Source organism: Lutibacter sp., assembly GCF_013139515.1.
Classification (GTDB): domain Bacteria; phylum Bacteroidota; class Bacteroidia; order Flavobacteriales; family Flavobacteriaceae; genus Lutibacter.
In genome coordinates, this window is the sequence record NZ_WTAR01000130.1 from 1 (window position 1) to 25,628 (window position 25,628).

The following is a 25,628-nucleotide window of genomic DNA, read 5'->3' on the forward strand; positions in this document are numbered from 1 at the left end:
ATTTTTAGTTAGTTTATTTTTTTAAAACTTTACTTAGAACTTCTTCTTTACTAATTTTCTTAGTACAGAAATACCATTCTTTACAATCCATATCTTCTTTTCCTTCCATTCTGTTTTCTGCAGTACCACAAGAACCAGCAGGGCCAATAATTACATCATCTCCCGGTCTCCAATCAGCTGGTGTAGCAACATCAAAAGCATCTGCAGCTTGTAACGCTACAACTACACGATATAATTCATCAAAATTCCTACCTAAACTTAACGGATAATAAATGATAGCTCTAATAATTCCCTTAGGGTCAATAAAAAATACTGCTCTAACTGCTTTTGTGGTATCTTCATTTGGTTGAACCATACCATATTTATTAGCCACATTCATAGTTATGTCCTCTATCAAAGGAAACTTAACCTCCATATTTTTCATTCCTTTGTATTCAATTTTTTCTTTAATTGAACGTAACCAAGCAATATGACTATAAAGTCCATCAATAGATAAACCTACTAGTTTACAGTTAGCTTCTGCAAATTTATCTTCCATTGATGCAAAAGTCATAAATTCAGAAGTACACACAGGTGTAAAATCTGCTGGGTGGCTAAATAATATTACCCAATCCCCTTTATAATCTGCTGGAAAATTGATATCTCCTTGCGTTGTTACTGCTTGAAATTCAGGAGCTTTATCTCCAATTCTTGGCATTGATGTAATTTCTTGTTGTGATTCCATATTTTTATAATTTTATATATTTATTATGCAAATTTATTTCTTAAAAACCAATGGGTATATAAACATAATTGATATTTATAATATGAATATAGCTAACATTTATTATCTTATTAAATGTTTGATTTTCAATGTTTAAAGTTAATCATTTGCAGCAAGAAATTATGTAACTCTAATCACAATTGAGAAATAAAAAAGCATGAAAAAACCCGCACTAGGCGGGTTGTATTTTTCTATGTATAAATATATTTTACCAAGTAAATAATGGTCTGTGCGACATCATTTTATTTGCTTTTTCAGCGATATTCTCTAAAATTGATTCATCTTCATGATTTTCTATCACTTCATCAATTAAATCAACAATTGCTATCATATCTTCTTCTTTTAAACCACGAGTAGTTACTGCCGCAGAACCAACTCTTATTCCAGAAGTTACAAAAGGTGATTTATCATCAAAAGGAACCATATTTTTATTTACAGTAATATCAGCTTTTACCAATGCGTTTTCAGCATCTTTACCACTAATATTTTTATTTCGTAAATCAATTAACATACTGTGATTATCTGTTCCTCCCGAAATGATCTTATATCCTTTGCTTACCAATGCATCAGCCATTGCTGCTGCATTTTTCTTAACTTGAATTTGATAATGTAAGAAATTATCTGTTAAAGCTTCACCAAAAGCAATTGCTTTACCAGCAATTACGTGCTCTAATGGTCCACCTTGATTTCCAGGGAACACAGCCGAGTTTATTAATGTAGACATTTTTTTAAGCTTTCCACTCTTTAATTTTAAACCAAACGGATTGTCAAAATCTGTTCCAATCATTATAATTCCACCACGTGGACCTCTTAATGTTTTGTGAGTTGTAGTAGTTACAAAATGACAATGAGGAATAGGGTCATTTAAAATCCCTTTCGCAATTAAACCTGCAGGATGTGAAATGTCAGCCATTAAAAGCGCACCAACTGAATCTGCAATAATTCTAAAACGTTTAAAATCTATATCTCTTGAATATGCCGAAGCACCAGCAATAATTAATTGAGGTTTTTCTTTTTTAGCAGTTTCTTGAATTTTATCATAATTTAAAACACCTGTTTCTTCTTCAACTCCATAAAATGAAGTTTTATATAATTTTCCTGAAAAATTAACAGGAGAACCGTGTGTTAAATGACCTCCGTGAGATAAATCGAAACCTAAAATTTTATCACCTGGGTTTAAAACAGCTTGATAAACGGCTGCATTTGCTTGCGAACCTGAATGCGGTTGCACGTTTACATATTCAGCACCAAAAAGCTCCTTAGCTCTATCAATAGCAATTTGTTCAATAATATCAACAACTTCACAACCACCATAATACCTTTTTCCTGGATAACCTTCAGCATATTTGTTAGTTAAAACAGAACCCGTTGCCTCCATTACTTGTTCACTTACAAAATTTTCAGAAGCAATTAATTCTATTCCATTAGTTTGTCTTTCTTTTTCATCTTGAATTAAATCAAAAATTAGTTGGTCGCGTTGCATTTGTTGTTGTTTTAAAAAAATTAGATGCAAAAATACTAATTTCATCTTTCAATTAACAATTATCTCATATATTTGATATAAATATTTAATAATTGAACAAAATAATTTATATATGTTAATTACTGCTAATAACCCAGATAGAAAATCTTGGCTAGAAATAGAGAAAAGTTGCGATTTCCCTATTCAAAATATTCCGTTTGGAGTATTTATAACCAAAGATGACATTATAACCATTGGAACCAGAATTGGTGAATATGCTATTGATCTTGGAGCTTTTCATCAATTAGGTTATTTTGAAGGAATACCTTTGACAGATGATATGTTTATGCAAGATTCGTTAAATGATTTTATTTCTGACGGAAGAAAAACATGGAGGTTGGTTAGAAATAGAATTGCTGATGTTTTTGATGCTAAAAATCCACTTTTAAGAGATAACGTAAAACATAGAGATGTTGTAATTTTTGATGTAAATGAAGTTGAAATGCTATTGCCAATTAGTGTGGGTGATTATACTGATTTTTATTCAAGTAAAGAACATGCTACCAATGTAGGAATGATGTTTAGAGGAAAGGATAATGCACTAATGCCTAATTGGTTACATATGCCAATTGGATATCATGGGCGTTCATCATCAGTAATAGTTTCTGGAACACCAATTCATAGACCGTACGGGCAATCATTGCCAAAAGACGCAACAGCTCCTATTTTTGGACCTTCAAGAAGTTTAGATATGGAAGTTGAAACCGCTTTTATTACTACAGATTCCAATAATTTAGGAGAACCTATTTCAATTAATGAAGCAGACGATTATATTTTTGGAATGGTGCTGTTAAATGATTGGAGCGCAAGAGATATTCAAAAGTGGGAATATGCACCGTTAGGCCCGTTTTTGGGTAAAAACTTTGCGTCAACAATATCTCCCTGGATTGTTACAATGGATGCTTTAGAACCATTTAGATGTGAAAGCCCAAAACAAGATCTTTCTCCTCTTCCATACCTAAAACAGCAAACAACAAACAATAGTTTTGATATTAAATTAAGAGCTGCAGTTGAAACTCAAAATGGAGAATTAACAGAATTATGCCGAACAAATTTCAAACATTTATATTGGACTATGGAGCAACAACTTGCGCATCATACTATAAATGGTTGCAATGTACGTTCAGGTGATATGATGGGTAGTGGAACAATTTCTGGACCAACAAAAAGCAGTTATGGTTCAATGTTAGAACTATCTTGGGGAGGTAAAGAACCAATTACTTTAAAAGACGGCACAACACGTATTTTCTTTAATGATGGTGATAATGTTATTATAAGAGGTTATTGCAAAAATGATGAAGTAAGCATTGGTTTTGGAAAATGTACGGGTAAAATTTTACCAGCTGTAAAATTAAAAGAATAAAACGTTAATTTATACATCAAATTAAACCCTAAAATTAATTTTTTAGGGTTTTTTAATTATTTTTGGCATTGATATTGTAATCCATATCAACTATAAATATATAACCATCTATCTCATGATAAAAAAAATAACCCTTATATTAAGTATAACAATCCTCTTTATTAATTGCAGCAGCGTTAAAAAAACTCAAGAAGCTATTAATTATGGTAATTATGATGAAGCAATTAAAATTGCTGTAAAGCATTTGCGAACTAATAAAACAAAAAAAGGAAATCAATCTTACCTATTTTTACTTCAAGATGCTTTTAAAAAAGCTTCAAAAAGAGATAAAGAACATGTTAATTTCCTTAAAAAAGATGGAAACCCTGCCAATTTAGAAGCTATATACACAACATATATTATATTAAATAACAGGCAAGAACTAATAAAGCCTCTACTTCCATTACCAATACTTAATAAAGGGAAAAATGCTGAATTTCAATTCATTAACTATTCTAATGAAATTTTAGATTCAAAAGAAAAACTTTCTGAATATTTATATCTTAATACAAAAAAATCATTAAAAACTGCTCAAGACAAATATCAATTCAGAGAGATTTACACTAATTTAAAATATTTAGAAGATATAAATCCTGATTATAAAAATACTCGTGATTTATTAGAGAAAACTCATTATAAAGGAACCGATTTTGTATTTGTTTATATGCAAAACAAGACAAATATGGTTATTCCTATGCGCTTAGAGGATGATTTATTAAACTTTGAAACCTATAGATTAAATGATTTTTGGACTGTTTATCACAACACCAAACAATCACAACAATATGATTTTGAATTAGAAATTAACTTACGTGAAATTAATATTTCACCAGAACGAATTCGAGAAAAAATAATTGTACAAGAAAAACAAATTAAGGATGGTTGGAAGTATTTAATTGATGAAGATGGCAATGCTGTGAAAGACAGTTTAGGAAATACCGTTAAAGTTGACAACTTTAAGACTATTAAAAGTAAAGTACACAAATTCACACAGTTTAAATCTGTTCAAGTTGTTGGACAAGTCAACTATTATAATTTAATAAACAATCAACTTGTTCAATCCTTTCCTATAAGTAGTGAGTTTATTTTTGAACATCATTACGCAACATATTCGGGAGATAAAAAAGCTATTAATAAAAAGAATTTAGGATTTTTAAGATATAAGCATGTAGTATTCCCAAGCAATGAACAAATGGTTTATGATAGCGGTGAAGACTTAAAAAAGAAAATTAAAGCAATTATTTCAAACAATAGTTTTAGATAAGTTTTAAAACTATCCCTTAATTATTTTTTCTATTGAATTTACATCAATTGAATAATGGGAATCGTGATAAACAACGTGCTCATCTTTAAATACTAAAACTTGTGGTGATTGGTGAGAAACAACTGATTTTTCAGAAATTTCATTAGAAAGCGCTCTATAATTTAATAAATCTAAAAAATACAAGTCTATTTCAAAAGCATTTGATTGATATGCTTTCTCAAAGCTTTTAAGAGCCATTCTACTAATTCCACATCGTGTACTATGTTTAAATATTAAAAATGGCTTTTCTTTAGATTGTGAAAATGCTACATTAAATTGATTGCTTTCAGTTAAAGGTTTCCAATTAATTTTCATTGCATCATTACTCTCATTATTTCCGCTAAACAAACTATTAAACAATCCCATTCCTGTTTTTTGATTTTGTATTAATCCTTTCTACTCAAAGACAAAATGTCGTTAAACTCCTGATAAACAAGACAAAATGACCTTTTTTAAGTATTTTTACACATTGGAATATTCTTTGAGAGTGCAAATATAAACACAAAAAACAAAACGTTATGAATTTTAATAACTTTACTATAAAATCACAAGAAGCCATACAGCAAGCACAACAAATTGCGCAAAGTTATGAGCACCAACAAATTGAAAATTCTCATATTTTAAAAGGTATTTTTGAAGTTGATGAAAACGTAATCCCATTTCTATTTAAAAAACTAGGATTCAATATTGAACTACTAAAAAGTTTGATAGATAAAACACTTCAAGGTTATTCTAAAGTAACTGGAGATAACAATGTTACACTCTCAAACAATGCTTCAAAAATGCTGAATAAAGCAACTTCAGAAGCTAAAAAAATGAATGATGAATATGTTTCTATAGAGCATTTATTAATAGCTATTTTAATTTCAAAAGATACTACATCACAAATTTTAAAAGATCAAGGTATCACTGAAAAAGATTTAAAATCGGCTATTGAAGAGTTAAGAAAAGGAAGTAATGTAACTTCACAAAGTGCTGAAGACACCTACAATTCTCTTAATAAATTTGCTCGAAATTTAAATCAATTAGCAAAAGACGGAAAATTAGACCCAGTTATTGGTAGAGACGAAGAAATTAGACGAATTCTTCAAATTTTATCTCGTAGAACCAAAAATAATCCAATACTAGTTGGTGAGCCAGGAACCGGTAAAACTGCCATTGCTGAAGGTTTAGCACATAGAATTATAAAAGGAGATATTCCTGAAAATTTAAAAGATAAACAAATTTATTCTTTAGATATGGGAGCACTTATTGCTGGGGCAAAATATAAAGGTGAATTTGAAGAACGCTTAAAATCTGTTATTAAAGAAGTGACATCTTCTAATGGTGAAGTTGTATTATTTATTGATGAAATACACACATTAGTTGGTGCTGGTGGTGGACAAGGCGCTATGGATGCTGCAAATATTTTAAAGCCTGCATTGGCACGTGGAGAATTAAGAGCAATTGGAGCAACTACACTTGATGAATATCAAAAATATTTTGAAAAAGATAAAGCTTTAGAACGTAGATTTCAAAAAGTAATGGTTGATGAACCAGATACTGAAAGTGCTATTTCAATTTTAAGAGGAATTAAGGAGAAATATGAAAATCATCATAAAGTTCAAATTAAAGATGCTGCTATTATTGCTGCTGTAGAACTTTCACAACGCTATATTTCTAACAGGTTCTTACCAGATAAAGCAATTGATTTAATGGATGAGGCTGCTGCCAAATTACGAATGGAAATCAATTCTAAACCAGAAGAATTAGATGTTTTGGATCGAAAAATTATGCAAATTGAAATTGAAATTGAAGCCATTAAACGTGAAAAAGATGAAAAAAAATTAGCTTCATTAAAAAAAGAAGTTGCCAATATTAAAGAAGAGCGTAACGAAATTAATGCAAAATGGGTAAGTGAAAAGGAACTAGTTGATAATGTACAAACTAGTAAAATAGCCCTTGAAGACTTTAAACTAGAAGCTGAACAAGCTGAACGTGAAGGAGATTATGGTAAAGTTGCAGAAATTAGATACGGAAAAATAAAAGATGAACAAGAAAAACTAGAAATACTTCAAAAAGAATTAGCCGAAAATCAAGATTCAGCATTAATAAAAGAAGAAGTAACTCGAGATGATATTGCCGAAGTTGTGGCTAAATGGACTGGTATTCCTGTAACTAAAATGTTACAAAGTGAGCGAGAAAAATTACTTGATTTAGAAGCAGAACTTCACAATAGGGTAATTGGTCAAGATGAAGCAATTATAGCCGTCTCTGATGCTGTGAGAAGATCTAGAGCAGGATTGCAGGATGAAAAAAAACCAATGGGAACCTTTTTATTTTTAGGAACTACGGGTGTTGGAAAAACAGAATTGGCAAAAGCTTTAGCTGAATATCTATTTGATGATGAAAACTCTATGACACGAATTGATATGAGTGAATACCAAGAGCGCCACTCAGTAAGTAGGTTAATTGGCGCTCCTCCAGGATATGTTGGTTATGATGAAGGCGGGCAATTAACAGAAGCCGTGAGAAGAAAACCTTATTCAGTAATTTTATTAGATGAAATTGAAAAAGCGCATCCAGATACATTTAATATATTATTGCAAGTTTTAGATGAAGGAAGATTGACTGACAATAAAGGAAGAGTTGCAGATTTTAGAAACACCATTATTATAATGACATCTAATATGGGAGCTCATATAATTCAAGAGAAGTTTGAGAAAATGGACATGAATAAACGTGAAATTATTACTGAAGCAACTAAAGTTGAAGTTATTGCTCTTTTGAAGCAAACTATTCGTCCAGAATTCTTGAATAGAATTGATGAAATTATTATGTTTACTCCTTTAAATAAATTTGAAATCAAACAAATTGTAGCATTACAGTTAAACGGTTTAATTAAGCTTTTGAAAGAAAAAGATATTCAAATTGAATACACTGAAGATTTAATACAAACACTTACAAATAAAGGATTTGATCCACAATTTGGAGCTCGACCAGTAAAAAGAGTTATTCAAAAAGAAATTTTAAATGAGTTATCAAAAGAAATATTATCAGGTAAAATATCATCTGATAGTCATATTTTATTAGATGCTTTTGATGATGAAATTGTATTTAGAAATAAATAAAAATGTTAGCTTATTAACTAAAACTCCTTTATATCAAAGGAGTTTTTTTATGTATATTCGTCTAATAAATTTAATAAGCAACACATGAAAAACTACTTTTTTTTGTTATTAATCGTATTTAATTCATTAAATATCAAAGCTCAAGAAAACGAAACTACTACGTATTATTTTATTAGACATGCTGAAAAAGTGCGAACAGATAAAGCTAACAAGAACCCTGATTTAACTATAAAAGGTCAGGAAAGAGCTGAAAACTGGAACTCGGTTTTTGGAAGTGTTAATTTTGATTTAATTTACTCAACTAACTACAATAGAACTATTCAAACAGCTACTCCAACTGCGAAAAGTAAAAATTTAAAAATTCAATTTTACAATCCGAGAGAGTTATTTAGTGAAGGTTTTAAAGAGCAAACTAGAGATAAAACCGTTTTAATAGTCGGTCATAGCAACACTACGCCTCTATTTGTGAACAAAGTTTTAGGAATAGAAAAATATGATGCTATTAATGACAGGAATAATTCAAACCTATATATTGTTACTATTTCAAATACTATAATTAATGATGTTTTATTGAAAATTGAACGCTAATAATATAATTTACTGACTTAAATTTAATTAGTAATATGTACAATTTAAAAAAGCACTATTTACATAGTGCTTTTAATAAAGAAAACTCCATACCCCAAAGAGTAACCTCTAAATATTTTTAAGGAAATAACACCATACCAACTACAGTAAGTGAACAACCTGAAATTAAAAGAATGAGCAATGATAAAAGTGTAGCTTTTAATAGTTTCATAGTAGCAATTAATTTTCAGTAAATTTAAAATTAATTATTATAAAAAAAAATATTATTTAGTTTATGTAAAAGAATTATTTACAAACGCTTGTAAATTCTTATTAATCGTAGTAAATCGATTTTTAAAAAGTGTAAGTTCCTTAAATAGAAGTTTTTTAATTTATTTTTTTACAATTGCTTCAACACAGCGTTCACCATCCATTGCAGCCGAAATAATTCCTCCAGCATAACCACCACCTTCACCACAAGGAAAAAGGCCTTCAATTTGCGGGTGTTCTAACTCATTATTTCTTGGTATTTTCACAGGTGAAGATGTTCTAGATTCAACACCAATTACGTTTGCTTCAGCAGTGTAAAATCCTCTCATTTTTTTACCGAAAGCATCAAAACCAGTTCTTAATCTAGTACCAATTATATTGGGTAAAAGGTCATGCAAAGGTGCTGATTTAAGTCCAGGTTGATAAGATGTAGGATTTAAACTATTAGATAGTTTTCCCTTCACAAAATCTGTTAATCGTTGTGCTGGTGCAGCTTGAGTGCTTCCACCTGCATCAAAAGCCATTTTTTCTATATCTTTCTGAAATTCTAATCCTTTAAGCTCTCCAAAGTGATTGTATTTTTCTATATCTTTTTCAACATTAATTTCAACTACAATTCCAGAATTAGCAAACTTACTGTTTCTTTTAGATGGTGACATTCCATTAACAACTACTTCTCCGTTTGCTGTTGCTGCAGGAACTATAAATCCGCCAGGACACATACAAAAAGAATAAACACCTCTATTTTTAACTTGCTGAACTAAACTATAAGAAGCAGCAGGTAATAATTCATGACGTTCACTTTTGCAATGGTATTGTATTGAATCTATAATTTGCTGTGGATGTTCAACTCTTACACCCATTGCAAAAGATTTAGCTTCAATTTTTATATTTTTTCTTTGTAATAAGTAATAAATATCTCTTGCAGAATGCCCTGTAGCTAAAATAACATTTTTAGCAGGCATTTCTTCTTTATTTTGTAATTGTATAGCTTGTATTTTATTTTCTTTTATCGTAAAATCTACAACTCTACTTTCAAAATGAATTTCTCCACCATATTTCAAAATGGTTTCTCTAATGTTTTGAACAACTTTAGGTAATTTATTAGTGCCAATATGTGGATGAGCATCAACCAAAATTTGTTCAGTTGCACCATGAAATACCAAATTTTCAAATACTCTGCGTACATCTCCACGCTTTAAACTGCGGGTATATAATTTCCCGTCAGAATACGTTCCTGCACCACCTTCACCAAAACAATAATTAGAATCTTCATTAACAATATGAAATTGGTTGATAGCTCTTAGATCTCTTCTCCTATCTTTTACATTTTTACCTCGTTCTAAAACTATAGGTTTAAACCCTAATTCTATACATCTTAAAGCTGCAAACATACCAGCAGGTCCAAAACCAATAATATGAATTTCTTTTGCCGAAGAAACATTTTTATATTCAAAAGAATATTTTGAAGATTCAGGAAGTGGTTCTTGAATATAAACTGCAATTTTATAATTGAAGATAATTTGAGCTTTACGAGCGTCAATTGATTTTCTCAATACTTTTACTGCATTTATTTCATTTATATTAATATTTAAAAACTGAGCGGATTTTATAACTAAAATATCTTTTTGATTCGCATCTTGGATTTTTATGCGCAACTGAATTTCTTTTACCATATTGGCAAAATTAAGGTTTTTTTTACTTCTAAAATTAAGTTCCTTGCTTATTACCCAAAACTAAAAATTAACTATTATAAAACTCATGAATTGAGATAATTTTAGAACCTGGATATTGTATTTTTATTTTCAACCTAGCATCTTCTTCAGATAAGGCAGAAAAGACAATTTCGAAAGGGGCTTTTTCTTCATAAATAATAGTTACACAATAAATTTCCATAGCCTGAAGTTTTATTTTTTTATATAAATATATAATTAAATATAATTAATGACTTAATCAGTTATTTTGCGCTTTGGTTTTTAAAGTTATCGTTACCTTTATGATTCTAAATATTGACAATTTTAATTATTAATAGGCGCTTATCAGTATTAATTTTAAGAATTATTGCTTTAAAACATTAAATTCAACCTCAATAAAATTCTTATAATTTATAGTACATTTGCACTTATATGCAGAAGAAAATTAATATACAAAATAAAAAAGCTCGTTTTGAATACGAAATATTAGATAAATATACTGCTGGCATTCAATTAACGGGTACTGAAATTAAGTCAATTAGAGAAAGTAAAGCTAGAATAACTGAAAGTTTTTGTGAGTTTAATGAACAAGGCGAATTGTTTGTAATTAATATGTTTATTGAAGAGTATTTATATGGACATTCATACAATCATAAACCAAAAAGCGAACGAAAATTATTATTAAATAAAGGAGAATTAAAAAAATTACTTAAAGAAGTTCAAAATGTTGGGTTAACCATAATTCCTCTAAAACTTTTTTTAACTGACAAAGGCTGGGCTAAACTAGATATTGCGTTATGTAAAGGTAAAAAGATTTATGATAAGCGTGATGTTATGAAAGATAGAGATAATAAAAGAGATTTAGCTAGAATAAAGAAAGACTTCAATTAAAATTTCACCTTAAAAAGTGAATATTTTCACTAAAAAATTTTCAATGCTTTCAGAAAAATTAAAAGGTAGAAACATTATTCTTGCTTCAGGTTCTCCAAGACGACAAGAGCTATTTAAAGAATTGGGTTTACAATTTACCATCCATGTTAAATCTATTGAAGAAAACTATTCTTCAACTCTAAAAGAAGAAGAAATTACCAATTATTTAGCTAAATTAAAAACCAAGCCTTTTGAAAGTGACTTAAAAGAAAAAGATATTTTAATTACATCAGATACTATTGTTTGGCATAAAAATAAAGCTTTAGAAAAACCGAAAAATGCTCAAGAAGCTATTACAATGTTAAATGAACTTTCAGGAACTAAACATAAAGTAATTACTTCTATTTGTATTAAAACATTAAAAACTCAAAAAGTATTTTTTGATACTACTATTGTCCATTTTAAAAATTTAACTTCAAATGAAATAAATTTTTATGTTAAAAATTACAAACCATATGATAAAGCCGGTGGGTACGGAATACAAGAATGGATAGGTTTTATAGGTGTTACAAAGCTTGAAGGAAGTTATTATAACGTTATGGGATTACCTGTGCATAAATTATATGAAGAATTGCTAAAATTGTAGTTTAGTATCGTTAAATATCCTTATTTTTGAACGATTTTTAATAAATAATAACATGAAAAAATACACATTTACAGAAAAGAAAGATACCAGATCTGGTTTTGGTGCAGGTTTAGCTGAATTAGGAGATACTAACGAGAATGTAGTAGCACTTTGCGCTGATTTAGTTGGGTCATTAAAAATGGAAAAATTTATTGAAAATCACCCAGAACGTTTTTTTCAAATTGGAATTGCTGAAGCAAATATGATGGGAATTGCTGCTGGGTTAACTATTGGCGGAAAAATACCTTTTACAGGAACTTTTGCTAATTTCTCAACTGCTAGAGTTTACGATCAAATTCGTCAAGCTATTGCTTATTCGGACAAAAATGTAAAAATATGTGCTTCACATGCAGGTTTAACTTTAGGTGAAGATGGTGCAACACACCAAACACTTGAAGATATTGGTTTAATGAAAATGTTGCCAGGAATGGTTGTTATAAATCCTTGTGATTATAACCAAACTAAAGCAGCCACCATTGCAATTGCTGATTATGTTGGACCAGTTTACTTACGTTTTGGTCGTCCTTCTGTGCCTATTTTTATGCCAGAAGATCAAGAATTTGTTATAGGAAAAGCTATTCAATTAACTGAAGGAACAGATGTTACTATTATAGCAACTGGCCATTTAGTTTGGGAGGCTTTACAAGCTTCTGAAAAATTAGAAGCTATGGGTATTAGCGCTGAAGTAATAAATATTCACACAATTAAACCTTTAGATGATGAAGCTATTTTAAAATCTGTTGCTAAAACAGGTTGTTTAGTTTCTGCTGAAGAACATAATATTATTGGTGGTTTGGGAGAAAGTGTTGCGCGTGTTTTAATTCAAAATAATCCTGTTCCTCAAGAATTTGTGGCTGTTAATGATAGTTTTGGTGAATCTGCTACACCTGCACAGCTTATGGAAAAATACGGATTAACTGATAAAGATATTGTTGAAGCAGCTAAAAAAGCTATTTCAAGAAAATAACGGTATAATAATTGCGTTTATAGCTATTATAAAAATTCTAAATTTAAATTAATGAAAAAAAGAATAGCATTATTATCGTACACATTATTCGCTACATTTCTAATTGCAAATGCTCAAAGTGGTTTTGGAATTAAAGGAGGTTTAAGCTATAATTCTAACGGAGAACTAAATCAAGTTTCTGACATTTATAAAAATGACGGGAAAGGTAAGTCAGGATTTAACATTGGTCTTTATGGAAAATTAGATTTAGGACCTATTTATTTAAGACCTGAATTAGTTTACACAAAAACAACTAGTGAATATGTTTTAAACTCTGAGAATGTTAATTATAAAATTTCTAAAATTGATGTACCTGTTTTAGTAGGATTCAAATTATTTGGGCCTATTGATATATTTGCGGGTCCGGCGTTTCAATATTATTTAGATAACGATTTAAAAGGACTGAATTTTGAAAGTATTGATAATGAATTTTCATTAGGTATGAATATTGGTGCTTCAATAGAATTAGGTAGAATTGGTGTTGATGTTAGATATGAAAGAGGATTAAGTAAAAATGAATCTAATTGGACAAATGCTAGTGAAACTTTCACATTAGATTCTAGACCTGAACAATTAATTTTTAGTGTGTCATATAGGTTATCTAAGAAAAAAGAATAACACATATATAAACAAAAAAAGCTAAACGAAAGTTTAGCTTTTTTTTGAGCGAGAGACCGGGCTCGAACCGGCGACAGTCAGCTTGGAAGGCTGAAGCTCTACCAACTGAGCTACTCTCGCAATCGTTTGGCAAATATACAATCCTTTTAGACTTACACAAGCATTTTTAAAATAATTTTAAAACTTTTTTAAGTAGTGAAAACCTAGTTTTTTATACCCTTCATTTTCATAAAATCTATGTGATTTTTCATTCTTAATATAGGTATTTAACTCAGTGGCTTCATAACCAATACTTTGAGCATAATTATAAATCCATTCAAACAATATTTTACCCAAACCCTTATTTCTATGCTTAGAATTAATAACAACATGGTCTGGTTCAATAGTTCTTCCACAATAATGTCTTGTCAAAAACCACAGCCCAGAAATACCAATTAATTCATCATTTAAATAAACTCCAACACACTTATAGTTTTGCGTGGTCATTTCTAGTAAACGCTGTTTTAAAATATCTTCAGAAGTTATTTTATTTATAACTCTTAATAATGGTAAAATGCTAAGTATATTTTCAGGATTAATTAGTTTAATTTCAATATTTTGCATATAAAATGTATTTTAGCGTTTCTATTTCAAAAACGCTAATTGAGTTATAACAAATTTAAAAACCTAGGCTCATAATTAATGCTGAACAACCAATTTCGTTTAAAAAAATAAAGTTTAAACTTATGAAAATTATTTTAGAAACTGCACGTTTATACTTAAGAGAGTTCGAACCTTCTGATGGAGTTCATTTTTATCATTTAAACAATGATGAAGAAGTTATAAAACATACTGGAAATAAACCTTTTAAGTCTCTTAAAGAAGCCATGGTTTTTATTGAAAACTATTCAGATTATAAACAAAATGGTTTTGGAAGATGGGCGGTTTGCTTAAAAAAAACTAATGAATTTTTAGGTTGGTGCGGTTTAAAACTTGAAAATAATGAAATTGATTTGGGATATCGATTCTACAAAAAACATTGGGGAAAAGGATATGCTACAGAAGCCTCATTAGGATGCATAAATTATGGCTTTTCAACACTAAAATTAAAGAAAATTATAGGAAGATCACATATTAAAAATGAAGCTTCTATTTGTATTCTAAAAAAGTGTAACTTTAAATTCAAAAAAAAATATGTTTATGACAACCAACCAGCCGTTTTATACGCATTAATAAATGATACTAATTAAAAAAATAAAAACTGAAGACACCTACCCTATTCGTTTAAAAATTTTACGCAAAAACATTCCTCTACCTTATAAATTTAATGGTGATTTTGATAAAGACACTTTTCATTTAGGAGCTTTTGAAAATGGAAAATTAATTGCGGTTTCAAGTTATATGAAAGCGCTTAATGCCAATTTAAAAGGCACAAATTATCAATTAAGAGGAATGGCAACTTTAACTGCACATCAAGGAAGTGGAGTTGGAAAATTAATGATGCAAGAAGCTTTTAACATATTTCAATCTTTAAAAATTAATTACATATGGTGTAATGCAAGATTAATTGCTGTAAATTTTTATAAAAAACAAGGTTTTGAAATTATTGGTGAAAATTTTGATGTAAAATATATTGGAGATCATTATATGATGTTTAAAAAATTATCTTCTGAATAAAATTATTACCTCATATAGCCATCACATTGTTTTAATATTATTAATATTAAATAATCTTCCAATTTTTTCACAAACTAGCTACTCTGAATCATCTTTAACCGGTAATGGAGATTTAAATTTAGTTGGAGAAGATTTTAAATTACAGAATGATGCTTTTATAGCATTTAAAAAAATGCAAAAAGAGGCTCTTAAGGAAGGAATTTCAATTCAAATTGTTTCAGCTTACAGAAGTTTTAACCATCAAAAGAAAATTTGGAATAGAAAATATAAACAATATATTTTAGAAGGATTTTCAGAACAACAAACTATAGCTAAAATAATTGAATACTCGAGTATACCTGGCACATCCCGTCATCATTGGGGGACAGACATAGATATTATTGACAATGCTAGAAGCAGACCTAAAAAATTACTTATTGAAAGCAATTATACTAAAAATAGAATTTATTCTAAACTAAAAATATGGATGGATAAAAATGCTTCCAATTTTGGTTTTTACTTAGTTTATAACAATAATCCTACTAGAAAAGGTTATAAATATGAACCCTGGCATTATACTTACAAACCTTTATCTAAGAAAATGCTTGAAGAATACTTAAAAATTAACATATTTAATTTTTATAAAAATAGTTCTATAAAAGGAAGTCATCTATTTTTAGAAATATTTTTAAAAATGTACAGTTTCGAACATATTTTAGGTGTTAATTTAGAAATTTTAAATTGAAAAAACCCAGGCAATAGACAATAAACGGTGTGTTTTTATGAATAAATGGTGTATTTTAGAGTATAAATGGTATATTTGACAGCTTAAATGGGTTTTAGGTTGCTTAAAATGAGTAATCCCTTAAATAATATGAAAAAAAATATATTCTTTTTTTTATTAATGTTTAATCTACTTTGCTTTGGTCAAACAGAGCAAAATACTACAGATTTTAAAAAAGAATTGGTGAAAAATTTAACCGATTCAACAAAAGTAACTCTTCATTTAAAAATTGCAAACTTATATGCCGATAATAATGCTATTGATTCTGCAAACCATTATTATAATAAAGCTCTAAATTTAGCTAAAGAAATAGACTGTAAACCTCTAATTGCAAGAACATTTTATAATACAGGCCTTTTTTATGAAGACACTAATAATTATGAAAAGGCAATAAAAAATTATATAGATGCTACAATACATTATGAAGAAATTGATAATTTAACTAAAGTTGCTCAAATATATAATTACGTGGCATATTGTTACACATTATTATATGTTGATGATAGCGCCATTAATTATTATTTAAAATCTTTAACCATTCATAAAAAACTGAATGATGAAGCTGGTATGGCTATGAATTATCTTGGATTTGGAGATTTATTTTATACGAAAGGAAATTATAGTCATGCTAAAAAATATTTTAAAGATGCTGCAAATATTTATGAAAAAATAGGTGATATTGATGGCGTTTCAATTTGTTACACAAATTATGGTAATGCAACTGCTGAAGATGGAAATAATACTGAAGGCCTAGAATATTATAGAAAATCAATTGAAATTCAAAAAAAATTAGATGATCAATATGGTATTGGTGTAAATTATAATAACATTGGAGATTCCTATTTAAAATTAAAAGAATATGATGAGGCATTAGAATATTTTTTTAAAGCTTTAAAAATAGCCAAAAGGCTTGATGAAAAATCACTTACTTCAATCATTTTAATGAATATTTCTGATGTTAAAATTAGAGAATCAAAATATAGTAATGCCATAGAATATGCTAAAAATAGTTTAAAAATTGCAGAAGAAATTGGACACTTAGAATATCAAGCAAGTAATTTAATGCACCTTTCAAATGCGTATGAAGGATTAGGAAACCCTTATAGTGCCAACAAATACAATAAGCTATATATTAAAATAAAAGATAGTTTAATAGCTATTGATAAAACTAGCAAAGTAAAATTATTTCAAGCGTTGAATGATTTAGATAAATCTCAATACACAATAAATGATTTATCTACTAGAAACGAAATAACAACTTCTAAATATGAATCAGGAAGAAAATACACCTATTTCTTAGTTGGTTCTATGGTATTATTTGGGTTATTTGTTATTATTTTAATTCAACAACAGGCATCTAAAAGAAGAGCCTATGATTTATTAGAATACAAAAATCATCAAATGGCTAAAATGAGCAATGAAATAGAGACTCAAAGAGATTATTTGAAACAATTAAATAAAACAAAAGATAAATTTTTCTCAATTATAGCTCATGATTTAAAAAACCCTTTCAACTCAATTAAAGGTTTTACTGAATTAATGATTGAAAACAGTCATGAATATGATGAAGAAAAAAGATTAAAGTTTTTAAAAATTATTAAAGGTTCTACTTCTAAAGCATCAAGCCTATTAAATAACTTATTAATTTGGGCAAATTCACAATCAGGTAATCTTGTATTCAATCCTCAAGAAATTGAACTCATTCAAAAAGTTTCTAATGTAATTTCATTACTAGAAATACAAGCTATTAATAAAGAAATAACCATAACAAACCATGTTACAAAAGATATTTTTGTAAATGCTGATAAAAATATGTTAGCAACAATTTTAAGGAATTTAATCTCAAACGCAATAAAGTTTACTGAAACAAAAGGAGTAGTTCAAGTTTCTTCATTCATGCATTCTGATTTTGTTGAAATCTCCGTAAAAGATAACGGTATAGGCATAAATAAAGAAGATTTACAAAACTTATTTAGTATTGACGTGAAAAACTCAAGTGTTGGAACTGCAAATGAACAAGGCTCAGGGTTAGGATTAATTTTATGTAAAGAGTTTGTTGAAAAACATGGTGGTAAATTATGGGTTGAAAGTTCTGTAAATAATGGCACAGAATTTAAATTTACAATGCCAATAGCTGTTTAATAAACTACAACAAACTCTCTACTTTAAGCTAACTTTAATTTATAAAGACTTTAACTTATTACCAAACAGTAATAATAACACTATTGGAACTCCTAATAAAAGAACAGTTGTAGTACTTGTTAAAAATATAGTAGGATTCACCATTAACATTAATGCGTAACCTCCAATGGCACCACCCAAATGTGCTGAATGTCCAATATTTCCAATTTGTTTTTTCATTCCGTAAATTGAGTATAATAAATAACCTAAGCCAAAAATATAACCTGGAATAGGAATTGGCAAAGGAAATAGCATTAAACGCATTTCTGGATTTAATAAAATAGCTCCGTAAATAATACCTGCAACTGCACCTGATGCACCAACAGCACTATAATATAATTCACTTTTATGGTAAGTTAGTGTTAACAGGTTTCCGGCAAACAAGCTTCCAATATATAAAATTAAAAACTTAATAACTCCCAACTTTACAATAATAATTGGTGCAAAAATGTATAAAACATACATATTTAAAATTAAATGCATATAATCTACGTGTAAAAAAGCCGATGTTAACATTCTAATTTTATCACCACGATTTATAGCTCCTATTTGAAATTTATATTTATCAAAGAAAAAACGATCACTAAACCCTTTTATTGAAAATGCAACATTTACAATTATTAGTATTAAAAGTACTTTATTTATATTCATCATTAATTTATTTTTTGCTTAGCGAAAATATGAAAAATTGCTGATATTGATTAATAGCATTCGTAAGTATTAAAATTTAAATACGATATTTGCACTTCTAATTATGAATCTACTTACTTACATTTTAGTTTACCCAATAATTTGGTGTATTTCAATATTGCCATTTCGTGTTTTATATATAATATCTGATTTCTTTTTTTTTATAATCTATCACATTATTGGATATAGAAAGAAAGTAGTATACGATAATTTAAAATTGGTATTCCCTGAAAAAACTTCAAAAGAGTTAGTTATTATTAGTAAAAAATCAATTCATCATTTTATTGATATTTTTATTGAAATGATTAAATCTTTTACCATTTCTAAAAAAGAAATTGATAAACGGTATGTTTATAAAAACATTGATTTAGTAAACAATCTATATAACGATGGGAAAAGTGCTATTTTAACAGGTTCACATTACGCAAATTGGGAATGGATATTAAGTATACCTTCCTTTGTGAAATATAAAGGTTACGCTGCATATACTAAAGTTAACAATCCTTATTTTGATAATGCCATTTTAAAATCTAGAGGACGATTTGGAGTTAATTTAAAACAAACTTCTAAAATAATTAGTGAAATACAGCACAATAATGATAACAATATTCAATCATTATATGGCTTACTGAGTGATCAATCTCCTTTATTAAGTAAAACTCATTATTGGAATGAGTTTTTTGGAGTTAAAGTTCCAATTCATACAGGCACAGAAATGTTAGCTAAAAAATACGATTTAAACGTAATTTTTATGGATGTTAAAAAAATAAAAAGAGGTTATTATGAAACTACATTCAGTTTAATTACTAATGAAGCTTCAAAACACCCTGATTACGAATTAACAGATATTTTTATTGATAAAGTTGAGAAACAAGTCCGCAATCAACCTGAGTATTATTTTTGGACTCATAAACGATTTAAACATAAAAATAAAGCCCCAAAATAATAATTATTTATGCTTTACCTACGCTTTTCAAGTATTATTAGGCTACTTAGTTAAGTTAAATTTAGCACCAAACACATACATATTTTCAAAAAAAGTAAAATGCTGAGATGCAGAATCTGTTTTACTCGCAGTAGTTCTTACATCTTGCATGTTAATATATCCAACTTTTATATTAGATTGAATAAAAAAATGTTTAAAAAAGGTAATATTTAACCCAACATGTGCTGAGATTCCATAACCGGAAACATGAAATTCATCATACCTTTCTTTTCCCAATAAAGTTGTATTTGTTTTAGGATATAACACACCTACTCCAACTCCTTCAGTTAAGTTAATGTCAATGTTTTTTATTGGAAATTTTAACCAATTATCTAAGTTGTCAAATCTGCTTAGTTCAACATTCACATAATTTAAACCATCAGTATGTTCAAAAAGTAAAAAATCTTCATCTAATAAAATTTCACTTCCTGTAGTAAATGCATCACTACCAACAGGTAATTCTCCATCAAATTTCACTGTTTGATTGTTTCGCATTACATATTTCATATGATCTACACCAATAGAAATTGTGTAATTTTCTTTGAAAAAATAACCAATTCTAAAATTTGTTTGAGGAATAGTAACTTCATCTAATTTAAAGTAATATATTCCAAAAGGTTTTGGTTTGTCAATTGCTTTTACATCTTGCAATGTAAAATTATAATCATCACCTTTAAAAGTAATGTCAGATGCTGAATAATTAGCTCTATTCCAGCCCCAAAAGACATACATCTTCCCTTTATTACTTTTTACATCTCTAAAATCTTGACTTTCTACTTCTTCTTGAGAAAACGAAACTGTGGTTATTAGCATTAGTAATGCTATAATAATTTTTTTCATTGGAGTTATTTACTAATATTTTTAATTTCTGTTATAAATCTCTGCGCTAATTCATCAGCACTATTTTGTGAATTACTTTCAGTGTAAATTCTAATTATAGGCTCTGTATTAGATTTTCTAAGATGCACCCATTCCGTATCAAAATTAATTTTCACACCATCAATAGTGATTACGTCTTCATTTTTATAAACTGAAGCAATTGTTTTTAAAATTTCATCAACATTAATTTGAGGCGTTAATTCAATCTTATTCTTGCTCATATAATAGTTAGGGTAACTATTTCTTAATTCCTTACAAGATATTTTTAAATTTGCTAAATGTGATAAAAATAATGCCACACCAACTAATGAATCTCTACCATAATGTGACTCCGGATAAATAATACCTCCATTACCTTCTCCTCCAATTATAGCATTATTTTTTTTCATTAATTCAACAACATTTACCTCGCCAACTGCACTTGCTTCATAATTTCCACCATGTTTTTGAGTAATATCTCTTAATGCTCTAGATGAAGATAAATTAGAAACTGTGTTTCCTGAAGTTTTTCCTAAAATGTAATCTGCACAAGCAACCAGCGTATATTCTTCACCAAACATAGAGCCATCTTCATTAACAATTGCCAATCTATCTACATCTGGATCAACTACAATACCCAAATCTGCTTTTTCTTTCACAACCAATTTAGAAATATCTGTTAAGTGTTCTTTTAAAGGTTCTGGGTTATGAGGAAATTGCCCATTTGGCTCACAATATAACTCAACACATTCTACATTTAATTTATCTAATAATGCAGGAATTGCAATACCTCCAGTTGAATTTACTGCATCTACTACAACTTTAAAATTAGCTTTTTTTATTGCTTTAACATCTACAAACTTTAAACTTAAAACTTCTTGAATGTGTTTATCTATGTATTTTTTTTTCTTTTTATAAACTCCTAAATCATCAACTTCTGAGAAAATATAAGCATTAGTCTCTGCTATATTTAAAACTTCATCACCATCAACAGCATTTAAAAACTCTCCTTTACCATTTAATAATTTTAATGCATTCCACTGCTTTGGATTATGGCTAGCTGTTATAATAATCCCTCCGTCAGCACTATCAAGCGTTACTGCAACTTCAACAGTTGGAGTTGTAGATAAACCTATATCTGTGACATTGATACCTAAACCAACTAACGTATTTGAAACTAAGCTGCTTACCATTTTACCTGAAATTCGGGCATCTCTACCTAAAACTACAGTTAATTGTTTTTTGTTTGTTTGTTTTTTAAGCCACATTCCATATGCTGCAGCAAATTTAACAGTATCAATTGGAGTTAAGTTATTATCAACATTACCTCCTATTGTACCTCTTATTCCTGAAATTGATTTTATTAAAGCCATTTCTTATTTTTTATAAAAAACAAAGATAATTTTTATAGTTGTAATAACGAAAAAAAAAGCTGTATCATACGATACAGCTTTTAAAAATTTATTTGAATCGAGAATTTTATTTCCCTTCCATTTTTTTCTTTAATGCAGCAAGATCGCCACCTAAATCACCAAGAGTTGTTTTATCTGCAGCATCAGATTTTTTCTGAGCTACTTTGATGTTTTTCTCTTCTTGTGCTTTAAATATTGATGTATGAGAAGCTACAACACGTCTAAATTCTTTGTTAAATTCAATAACTTTAAATTTATCTACATCTCCTTTTGCTAACTTAGTACCATCTTCTTTAACAGTAAAACGACTAGGAACAAATGCTTCAACACTATCTTCAAATGTTACAATTAGTCCTTTATCACTTTTATCTTTAACAGTACCTTCATGAATAGAATCTATAGTGAATTTTCCTTCATGTGAATCCCAAGGGTTTTCAGTAGTTTGTTTATGACCTAAGTTTAATTTACGTCCTTCAACATCTAATTCTAACACTTGAACTTCTAATTTATCTCCTACAGATGTAAAATCTGATGGATGCTTAATTTTCTTAGTCCAAGAAAGATCAGAAATATATACTAAACCATCAATTCCTTCTTCTAATTCAACAAAAACACCAAAATTAGTATAGTTACGAACTGTACCTGTATGTTTTGAGCCAACTGGGTATTTTTCAGCAATTGCAGTCCAAGGATCTGGATGTAATTGTTTAATACCTAATGACATTTTTCTATCTTCTCTATCTAAAGTTAAAACTTGTGCTTCAACTTCATCACCAACTTTTACAAAATCTTGTGCAGAACGTAAGTGTGTTGACCATGACATTTCAGAAACGTGAATTAAACCTTCAACACCTTGAGCAACTTCAATAAACGCTCCGTAATCAGCAAGTACTACTACTTTACCTTTTACAGTATCTCCAACTTTAATAGTATCATCTAATGCTTCCCAAGGGTGCGCATTTAATTGTTTTAATCCTAATTGAATTCTTGTTTTCTCATCATCAAAATCAAGAATTACAACATTTAATGTTTGATCTAATTCAACCACTTCACTTGGGTGATTAATTCTAGACCAAGATAAATCTGTAATGTGAACTAAACCGTCAACACCACCTAAATCAACAAATACACCGTATGAAGTAATGTTTTTAACAACACCTTCTAATACTTGTCCTTTTTCTAATTTACCAATAATTTCTTTTTTCTGAATTTCAATATCAGCTTCAATAAGTGCTTTATGAGAAACTACAACGTTTTTAAATTCGTGGTTGATTTTTACAACTTTGAATTCCATTGTTTTCTCTACGTATTGATCGTAATCTCTAATTGGTTTTACATCAATTTGAGAACCTGGTAAGAATGCTTCAATTCCAAAAACATCAACAATCATACCTCCACGAGTTCTGCATTTAACGAAACCGTTAACTACTTCACCTGTTTCATGAGCATTGTTTACACGCTCCCAAGCTTTAATTACTCTTGCTTTTTTGTGTGATAACACTAGTTGACCTGTACTATCTTCTCTTTTATCAACTAAAACTTCAACTACATCTCCTACAGCTAGGCTTGGATTGTAACGAAATTCGTTTAAAGAAATAACACCTTCAGATTTAGAGTTGATATCAATAATTGCTTCACGATCTGTTTTTCTAATTACAGTTCCTTCAATTACTTCACGCTCATTTACTAAACCTAATGTACCGTCTAATGCTGCTTCAAAAGCTTTTAAATTTTCTTCATCTACTGCTTCAATCCCTTCTTCGAATTTGTGCCAATCGAAATTTTCTAAAAACTCTTCAGGATTTACTTTTTCAGGCTTTGGTGCTTCAACTGCTGCTGGAGTTTCAACTTCATTTGCAGTTTCTGTTGTTTTTTTTACTTCAGTAGCTTCTACTTGCTCTTCAGTTTTTTTTGTTTCTTCAGACATATTTGCTGATGATAATAATTTGTATCTTATTGTTATTCAGACTTATACACGATAATAACGCAAAGAGTTGTTTATATATTTATTTTTCTATTCCTTTAAAAAATCTGTTCTCGTTTAAAGGAGTGCAAATTTAATAATTTTATTTGAGTATAACAAATTGATTTACTTCTTTAAGGTGTTTAAAATGAAGCTTCTACTATATATTTAAAATTAATTTAGTGCCTTCCTTCTAAAACTTGTACAATGTCTTTTAAAGTATACCCTTTAGCTTGTAATAAAATTAAGTAGTGAAATAACAAGTCGGCTCCCTCATTTAAAAACAAATCATCATTATTATCTTTTGCTTCAATAACTATTTCAACAGCTTCTTCTCCTACTTTTTGAGCAATTTTATTAATTCCTTTTTTAAACAATGAAGCTACATAACTTTTCTCTGAATCTGCGGCTTCTCTTCTACTTTTTATAACATCTTCTAATTCTGATAAAAAACCAAAAGATGGCTTATTATATTCACCCCAACACGTATCTGTTCCTTTATGACAAGTTGGCCCAACAGGATTTACTTCAATTAATAGTGTATCATTATCGCAATCATTTTTTATAGAAACTACATTCAAAAAATTACCACTTTCTTCACCTTTAGTCCATAATCTATTTTTATTTCTGCTAAAAAAAGTAACTTTTTTAGTTTCAGAAGTCTTAGCAAATGCTTCTGCATTCATATACCCTAACATTAGTACATTTTTAGTAGCTACGTCTTGTATAATTGCTGGCACTAATCCGTTTTCGTTTTTATTAAAATCTATGTTCATAATGATTATCTTTTTATATTCTCACAGGAATATTATTCTTTTTTAATTCGTTTTTTAAATCTATAATTTCAATTTCCTTAAAATGAAATACACTTGCTGCCAATGCCGCATCTGCTTTTCCGTCAATAAAGGTATCTGTAAAATGCTGCATATTTCCGGCGCCACCTGAAGCTATAATAGGAATATTTACTAAGTTACTTAAATGTGCTAATGCTTCATTTGCAAAGCCATTTTTAGTGCCATCATGGTTCATTGATGTAAATAAAATTTCACCTGCACCTCTTTCCTCAACTTCTTTAGCCCAATCAAACAATTTAATTTCTGTTGGTACTTTTCCTCCAACTAAATGCACCATCCATTCATCTTCAATTTGTTTTGCATCAATTGCCACAACAATACTCTGACTTCCAAATTTTGCTGCTAAATCATTAATTAATTGTGGATTTTTAACTGCTGATGAGTTTATAGAAACCTTATCAGCTCCCGAATTTAACAATATTTCAACATCTTCAATTGATGAAATTCCGCCGCCAA

Annotated in this window: 25 protein-coding genes and 1 tRNA gene; 13 read left to right on the forward strand and 13 right to left on the reverse strand. The window is 28.8% G+C overall.

Features of this window, described 5'->3' with window-relative positions; translation table 11 throughout:
- Positions 1 to 13: 13 nt before the first annotated feature.
- Together GQ540_RS11400 and glyA are read right to left on the reverse strand one after the other, a co-directional pair.
- Positions 14 to 724: a peroxiredoxin gene (locus GQ540_RS11400; RefSeq protein ID WP_291801139.1), complete on the reverse strand. Its 711-nt coding sequence runs from the start codon at positions 722 to 724 to the stop codon at positions 14 to 16.
- Between the two features lie 247 nt (positions 725 to 971).
- A complete protein-coding gene (glyA, locus tag GQ540_RS11405; RefSeq protein WP_291801141.1) occupies positions 972 to 2,246 on the reverse strand; it encodes a serine hydroxymethyltransferase in 1,275 nt (424 codons plus the stop codon).
- Positions 2,247 to 2,358: 112 nt separating this feature from the next.
- Between glyA and fahA the strand changes: the two genes are divergently transcribed.
- Together fahA and GQ540_RS11415 are read left to right on the forward strand one after the other, a co-directional pair.
- A complete protein-coding gene (fahA, locus tag GQ540_RS11410; RefSeq protein WP_291801143.1) occupies positions 2,359 to 3,648 on the forward strand; it encodes a fumarylacetoacetase in 1,290 nt (429 codons plus the stop codon).
- A gap of 115 nt (positions 3,649 to 3,763) precedes the next feature.
- The gene (locus GQ540_RS11415; RefSeq protein ID WP_367206071.1) at positions 3,764 to 4,951 is read left to right on the forward strand and encodes a hypothetical protein; all 1,188 of its coding nucleotides are present in this window, start codon (positions 3,764 to 3,766) and stop codon (positions 4,949 to 4,951) included.
- Positions 4,952 to 4,960: 9 nt separating this feature from the next.
- Here GQ540_RS11415 and ytxJ read toward each other — a convergent pair whose 3' ends face one another.
- A complete protein-coding gene (gene ytxJ, locus GQ540_RS11420; RefSeq protein WP_291801145.1) occupies positions 4,961 to 5,356 on the reverse strand; it encodes a bacillithiol system redox-active protein YtxJ in 396 nt (131 codons plus the stop codon).
- Positions 5,357 to 5,508: 152 nt separating this feature from the next.
- Between ytxJ and clpB the strand changes: the two genes are divergently transcribed.
- Both clpB and GQ540_RS11430 read left to right on the forward strand, forming a co-directional pair.
- Positions 5,509 to 8,100: an ATP-dependent chaperone ClpB gene (clpB, locus tag GQ540_RS11425; RefSeq protein ID WP_291801147.1), complete on the forward strand. Its 2,592-nt coding sequence runs from the start codon at positions 5,509 to 5,511 to the stop codon at positions 8,098 to 8,100.
- 84 nt (positions 8,101 to 8,184) lie between these two features.
- Complete coding sequence (locus GQ540_RS11430; RefSeq protein ID WP_291801149.1) at positions 8,185 to 8,688, forward strand: phosphoglycerate mutase family protein; 504 nt, start codon at positions 8,185 to 8,187, stop codon at positions 8,686 to 8,688.
- Between the two features lie 371 nt (positions 8,689 to 9,059).
- Here GQ540_RS11430 and GQ540_RS11435 read toward each other — a convergent pair whose 3' ends face one another.
- On the reverse strand, positions 9,060 to 10,613 hold the full coding sequence (locus GQ540_RS11435) for an NAD(P)/FAD-dependent oxidoreductase (RefSeq protein ID WP_291801151.1): 1,554 nt from the start codon (positions 10,611 to 10,613) through the stop codon (positions 9,060 to 9,062).
- Between the two features lie 67 nt (positions 10,614 to 10,680).
- Positions 10,681 to 10,833 (reverse strand): hypothetical protein, encoded by a 153-nt coding sequence (locus GQ540_RS11440; protein ID WP_291801153.1) that lies wholly within the window; start codon positions 10,831 to 10,833, stop codon positions 10,681 to 10,683.
- A 230-nt stretch (positions 10,834 to 11,063) separates the two neighbouring features.
- Here GQ540_RS11440 and smpB point away from each other — a divergent pair, with 230 nt between their 5' ends.
- The 4 genes from smpB to GQ540_RS11460 are packed head-to-tail and all read left to right on the forward strand — an operon-like array spanning position 11,064 to position 13,810.
- Positions 11,064 to 11,522 carry an SsrA-binding protein SmpB gene (smpB, locus tag GQ540_RS11445; RefSeq protein ID WP_291801154.1) on the forward strand — a complete coding sequence of 153 codons (459 nt, stop codon included), beginning with the start codon at positions 11,064 to 11,066 and terminating at the stop codon, positions 11,520 to 11,522.
- Positions 11,523 to 11,565: 43 nt separating this feature from the next.
- Positions 11,566 to 12,147, forward strand: coding sequence for a Maf family nucleotide pyrophosphatase (locus tag GQ540_RS11450; RefSeq protein ID WP_291801158.1), 582 nt, complete (start codon positions 11,566 to 11,568; stop codon positions 12,145 to 12,147).
- Between the two features lie 52 nt (positions 12,148 to 12,199).
- Positions 12,200 to 13,153: a transketolase C-terminal domain-containing protein gene (locus GQ540_RS11455; RefSeq protein ID WP_291801159.1), complete on the forward strand. Its 954-nt coding sequence runs from the start codon at positions 12,200 to 12,202 to the stop codon at positions 13,151 to 13,153.
- Positions 13,154 to 13,204: 51 nt separating this feature from the next.
- A complete protein-coding gene (locus tag GQ540_RS11460) occupies positions 13,205 to 13,810 on the forward strand; it encodes an outer membrane beta-barrel protein (RefSeq protein ID WP_291801161.1) in 606 nt (201 codons plus the stop codon).
- A gap of 47 nt (positions 13,811 to 13,857) precedes the next feature.
- Here the strand turns inward: GQ540_RS11460 and GQ540_RS11465 are convergent.
- Both GQ540_RS11465 and GQ540_RS11470 read right to left on the reverse strand, forming a co-directional pair.
- Positions 13,858 to 13,930 (reverse strand) — tRNA-Gly (locus GQ540_RS11465).
- Positions 13,931 to 13,987: 57 nt separating this feature from the next.
- On the reverse strand, positions 13,988 to 14,413 hold the full coding sequence (locus GQ540_RS11470) for a GNAT family N-acetyltransferase (protein ID WP_291801163.1): 426 nt from the start codon (positions 14,411 to 14,413) through the stop codon (positions 13,988 to 13,990).
- Between the two features lie 122 nt (positions 14,414 to 14,535).
- Between GQ540_RS11470 and GQ540_RS11475 the strand changes: the two genes are divergently transcribed.
- The 4 genes from GQ540_RS11475 (at position 14,536) to GQ540_RS11490 (ending at position 18,371) form a co-directional block, all read left to right on the forward strand.
- Positions 14,536 to 15,039, forward strand: coding sequence for a GNAT family N-acetyltransferase (locus tag GQ540_RS11475; protein ID WP_291801164.1), 504 nt, complete (start codon positions 14,536 to 14,538; stop codon positions 15,037 to 15,039).
- Complete coding sequence (locus GQ540_RS11480; protein ID WP_291801166.1) at positions 15,026 to 15,466, forward strand: GNAT family N-acetyltransferase; 441 nt, start codon at positions 15,026 to 15,028, stop codon at positions 15,464 to 15,466. Before GQ540_RS11475 ends, GQ540_RS11480 begins: the two co-directional genes overlap by 14 nt.
- A 61-nt stretch (positions 15,467 to 15,527) precedes the next feature.
- A complete protein-coding gene (locus GQ540_RS11485) occupies positions 15,528 to 16,190 on the forward strand; it encodes a M15 family metallopeptidase (RefSeq protein WP_291801184.1) in 663 nt (220 codons plus the stop codon).
- Between the two features lie 129 nt (positions 16,191 to 16,319).
- The gene (locus tag GQ540_RS11490; RefSeq protein WP_291801168.1) at positions 16,320 to 18,371 is read left to right on the forward strand and encodes a tetratricopeptide repeat-containing sensor histidine kinase; all 2,052 of its coding nucleotides are present in this window, start codon (positions 16,320 to 16,322) and stop codon (positions 18,369 to 18,371) included.
- A 39-nt stretch (positions 18,372 to 18,410) separates the two neighbouring features.
- On the opposite strand, the gene GQ540_RS11495 is transcribed toward GQ540_RS11490, so the two are convergent.
- Positions 18,411 to 19,061, reverse strand: a complete 651-nt coding sequence (locus tag GQ540_RS11495) for a rhomboid family intramembrane serine protease (RefSeq protein ID WP_291801186.1) — start codon at positions 19,059 to 19,061, stop codon at positions 18,411 to 18,413.
- 103 nt (positions 19,062 to 19,164) lie between these two features.
- Between GQ540_RS11495 and GQ540_RS11500 the strand changes: the two genes are divergently transcribed.
- Positions 19,165 to 20,046 (forward strand): lysophospholipid acyltransferase family protein, encoded by an 882-nt coding sequence (locus GQ540_RS11500; RefSeq protein ID WP_291801170.1) that lies wholly within the window; start codon positions 19,165 to 19,167, stop codon positions 20,044 to 20,046.
- A 42-nt stretch (positions 20,047 to 20,088) separates the two neighbouring features.
- On the opposite strand, the gene GQ540_RS11505 is transcribed toward GQ540_RS11500, so the two are convergent.
- The 5 genes from GQ540_RS11505 to hisF form a co-directional block, all read right to left on the reverse strand.
- Positions 20,089 to 20,925, reverse strand: a complete 837-nt coding sequence (locus GQ540_RS11505; protein WP_291801172.1) for a hypothetical protein — start codon at positions 20,923 to 20,925, stop codon at positions 20,089 to 20,091.
- Between the two features lie 5 nt (positions 20,926 to 20,930).
- Positions 20,931 to 22,316, reverse strand: a complete 1,386-nt coding sequence (gene glmM, locus GQ540_RS11510; RefSeq protein WP_291801174.1) for a phosphoglucosamine mutase — start codon at positions 22,314 to 22,316, stop codon at positions 20,931 to 20,933.
- Between the two features lie 106 nt (positions 22,317 to 22,422).
- Positions 22,423 to 24,282, reverse strand: coding sequence for a 30S ribosomal protein S1 (gene rpsA / locus GQ540_RS11515; protein ID WP_291801176.1), 1,860 nt, complete (start codon positions 24,280 to 24,282; stop codon positions 22,423 to 22,425).
- A 215-nt stretch (positions 24,283 to 24,497) separates the two neighbouring features.
- A complete protein-coding gene (gene hisIE / locus GQ540_RS11520; protein WP_291801178.1) occupies positions 24,498 to 25,094 on the reverse strand; it encodes a bifunctional phosphoribosyl-AMP cyclohydrolase/phosphoribosyl-ATP diphosphatase HisIE in 597 nt (198 codons plus the stop codon).
- 13 nt (positions 25,095 to 25,107) lie between these two features.
- The coding region (gene hisF / locus GQ540_RS11525) for a HisA/HisF-related TIM barrel protein (RefSeq protein ID WP_291801180.1) at positions 25,108 to 25,628 on the reverse strand (521 nt) is incomplete at its 5' end.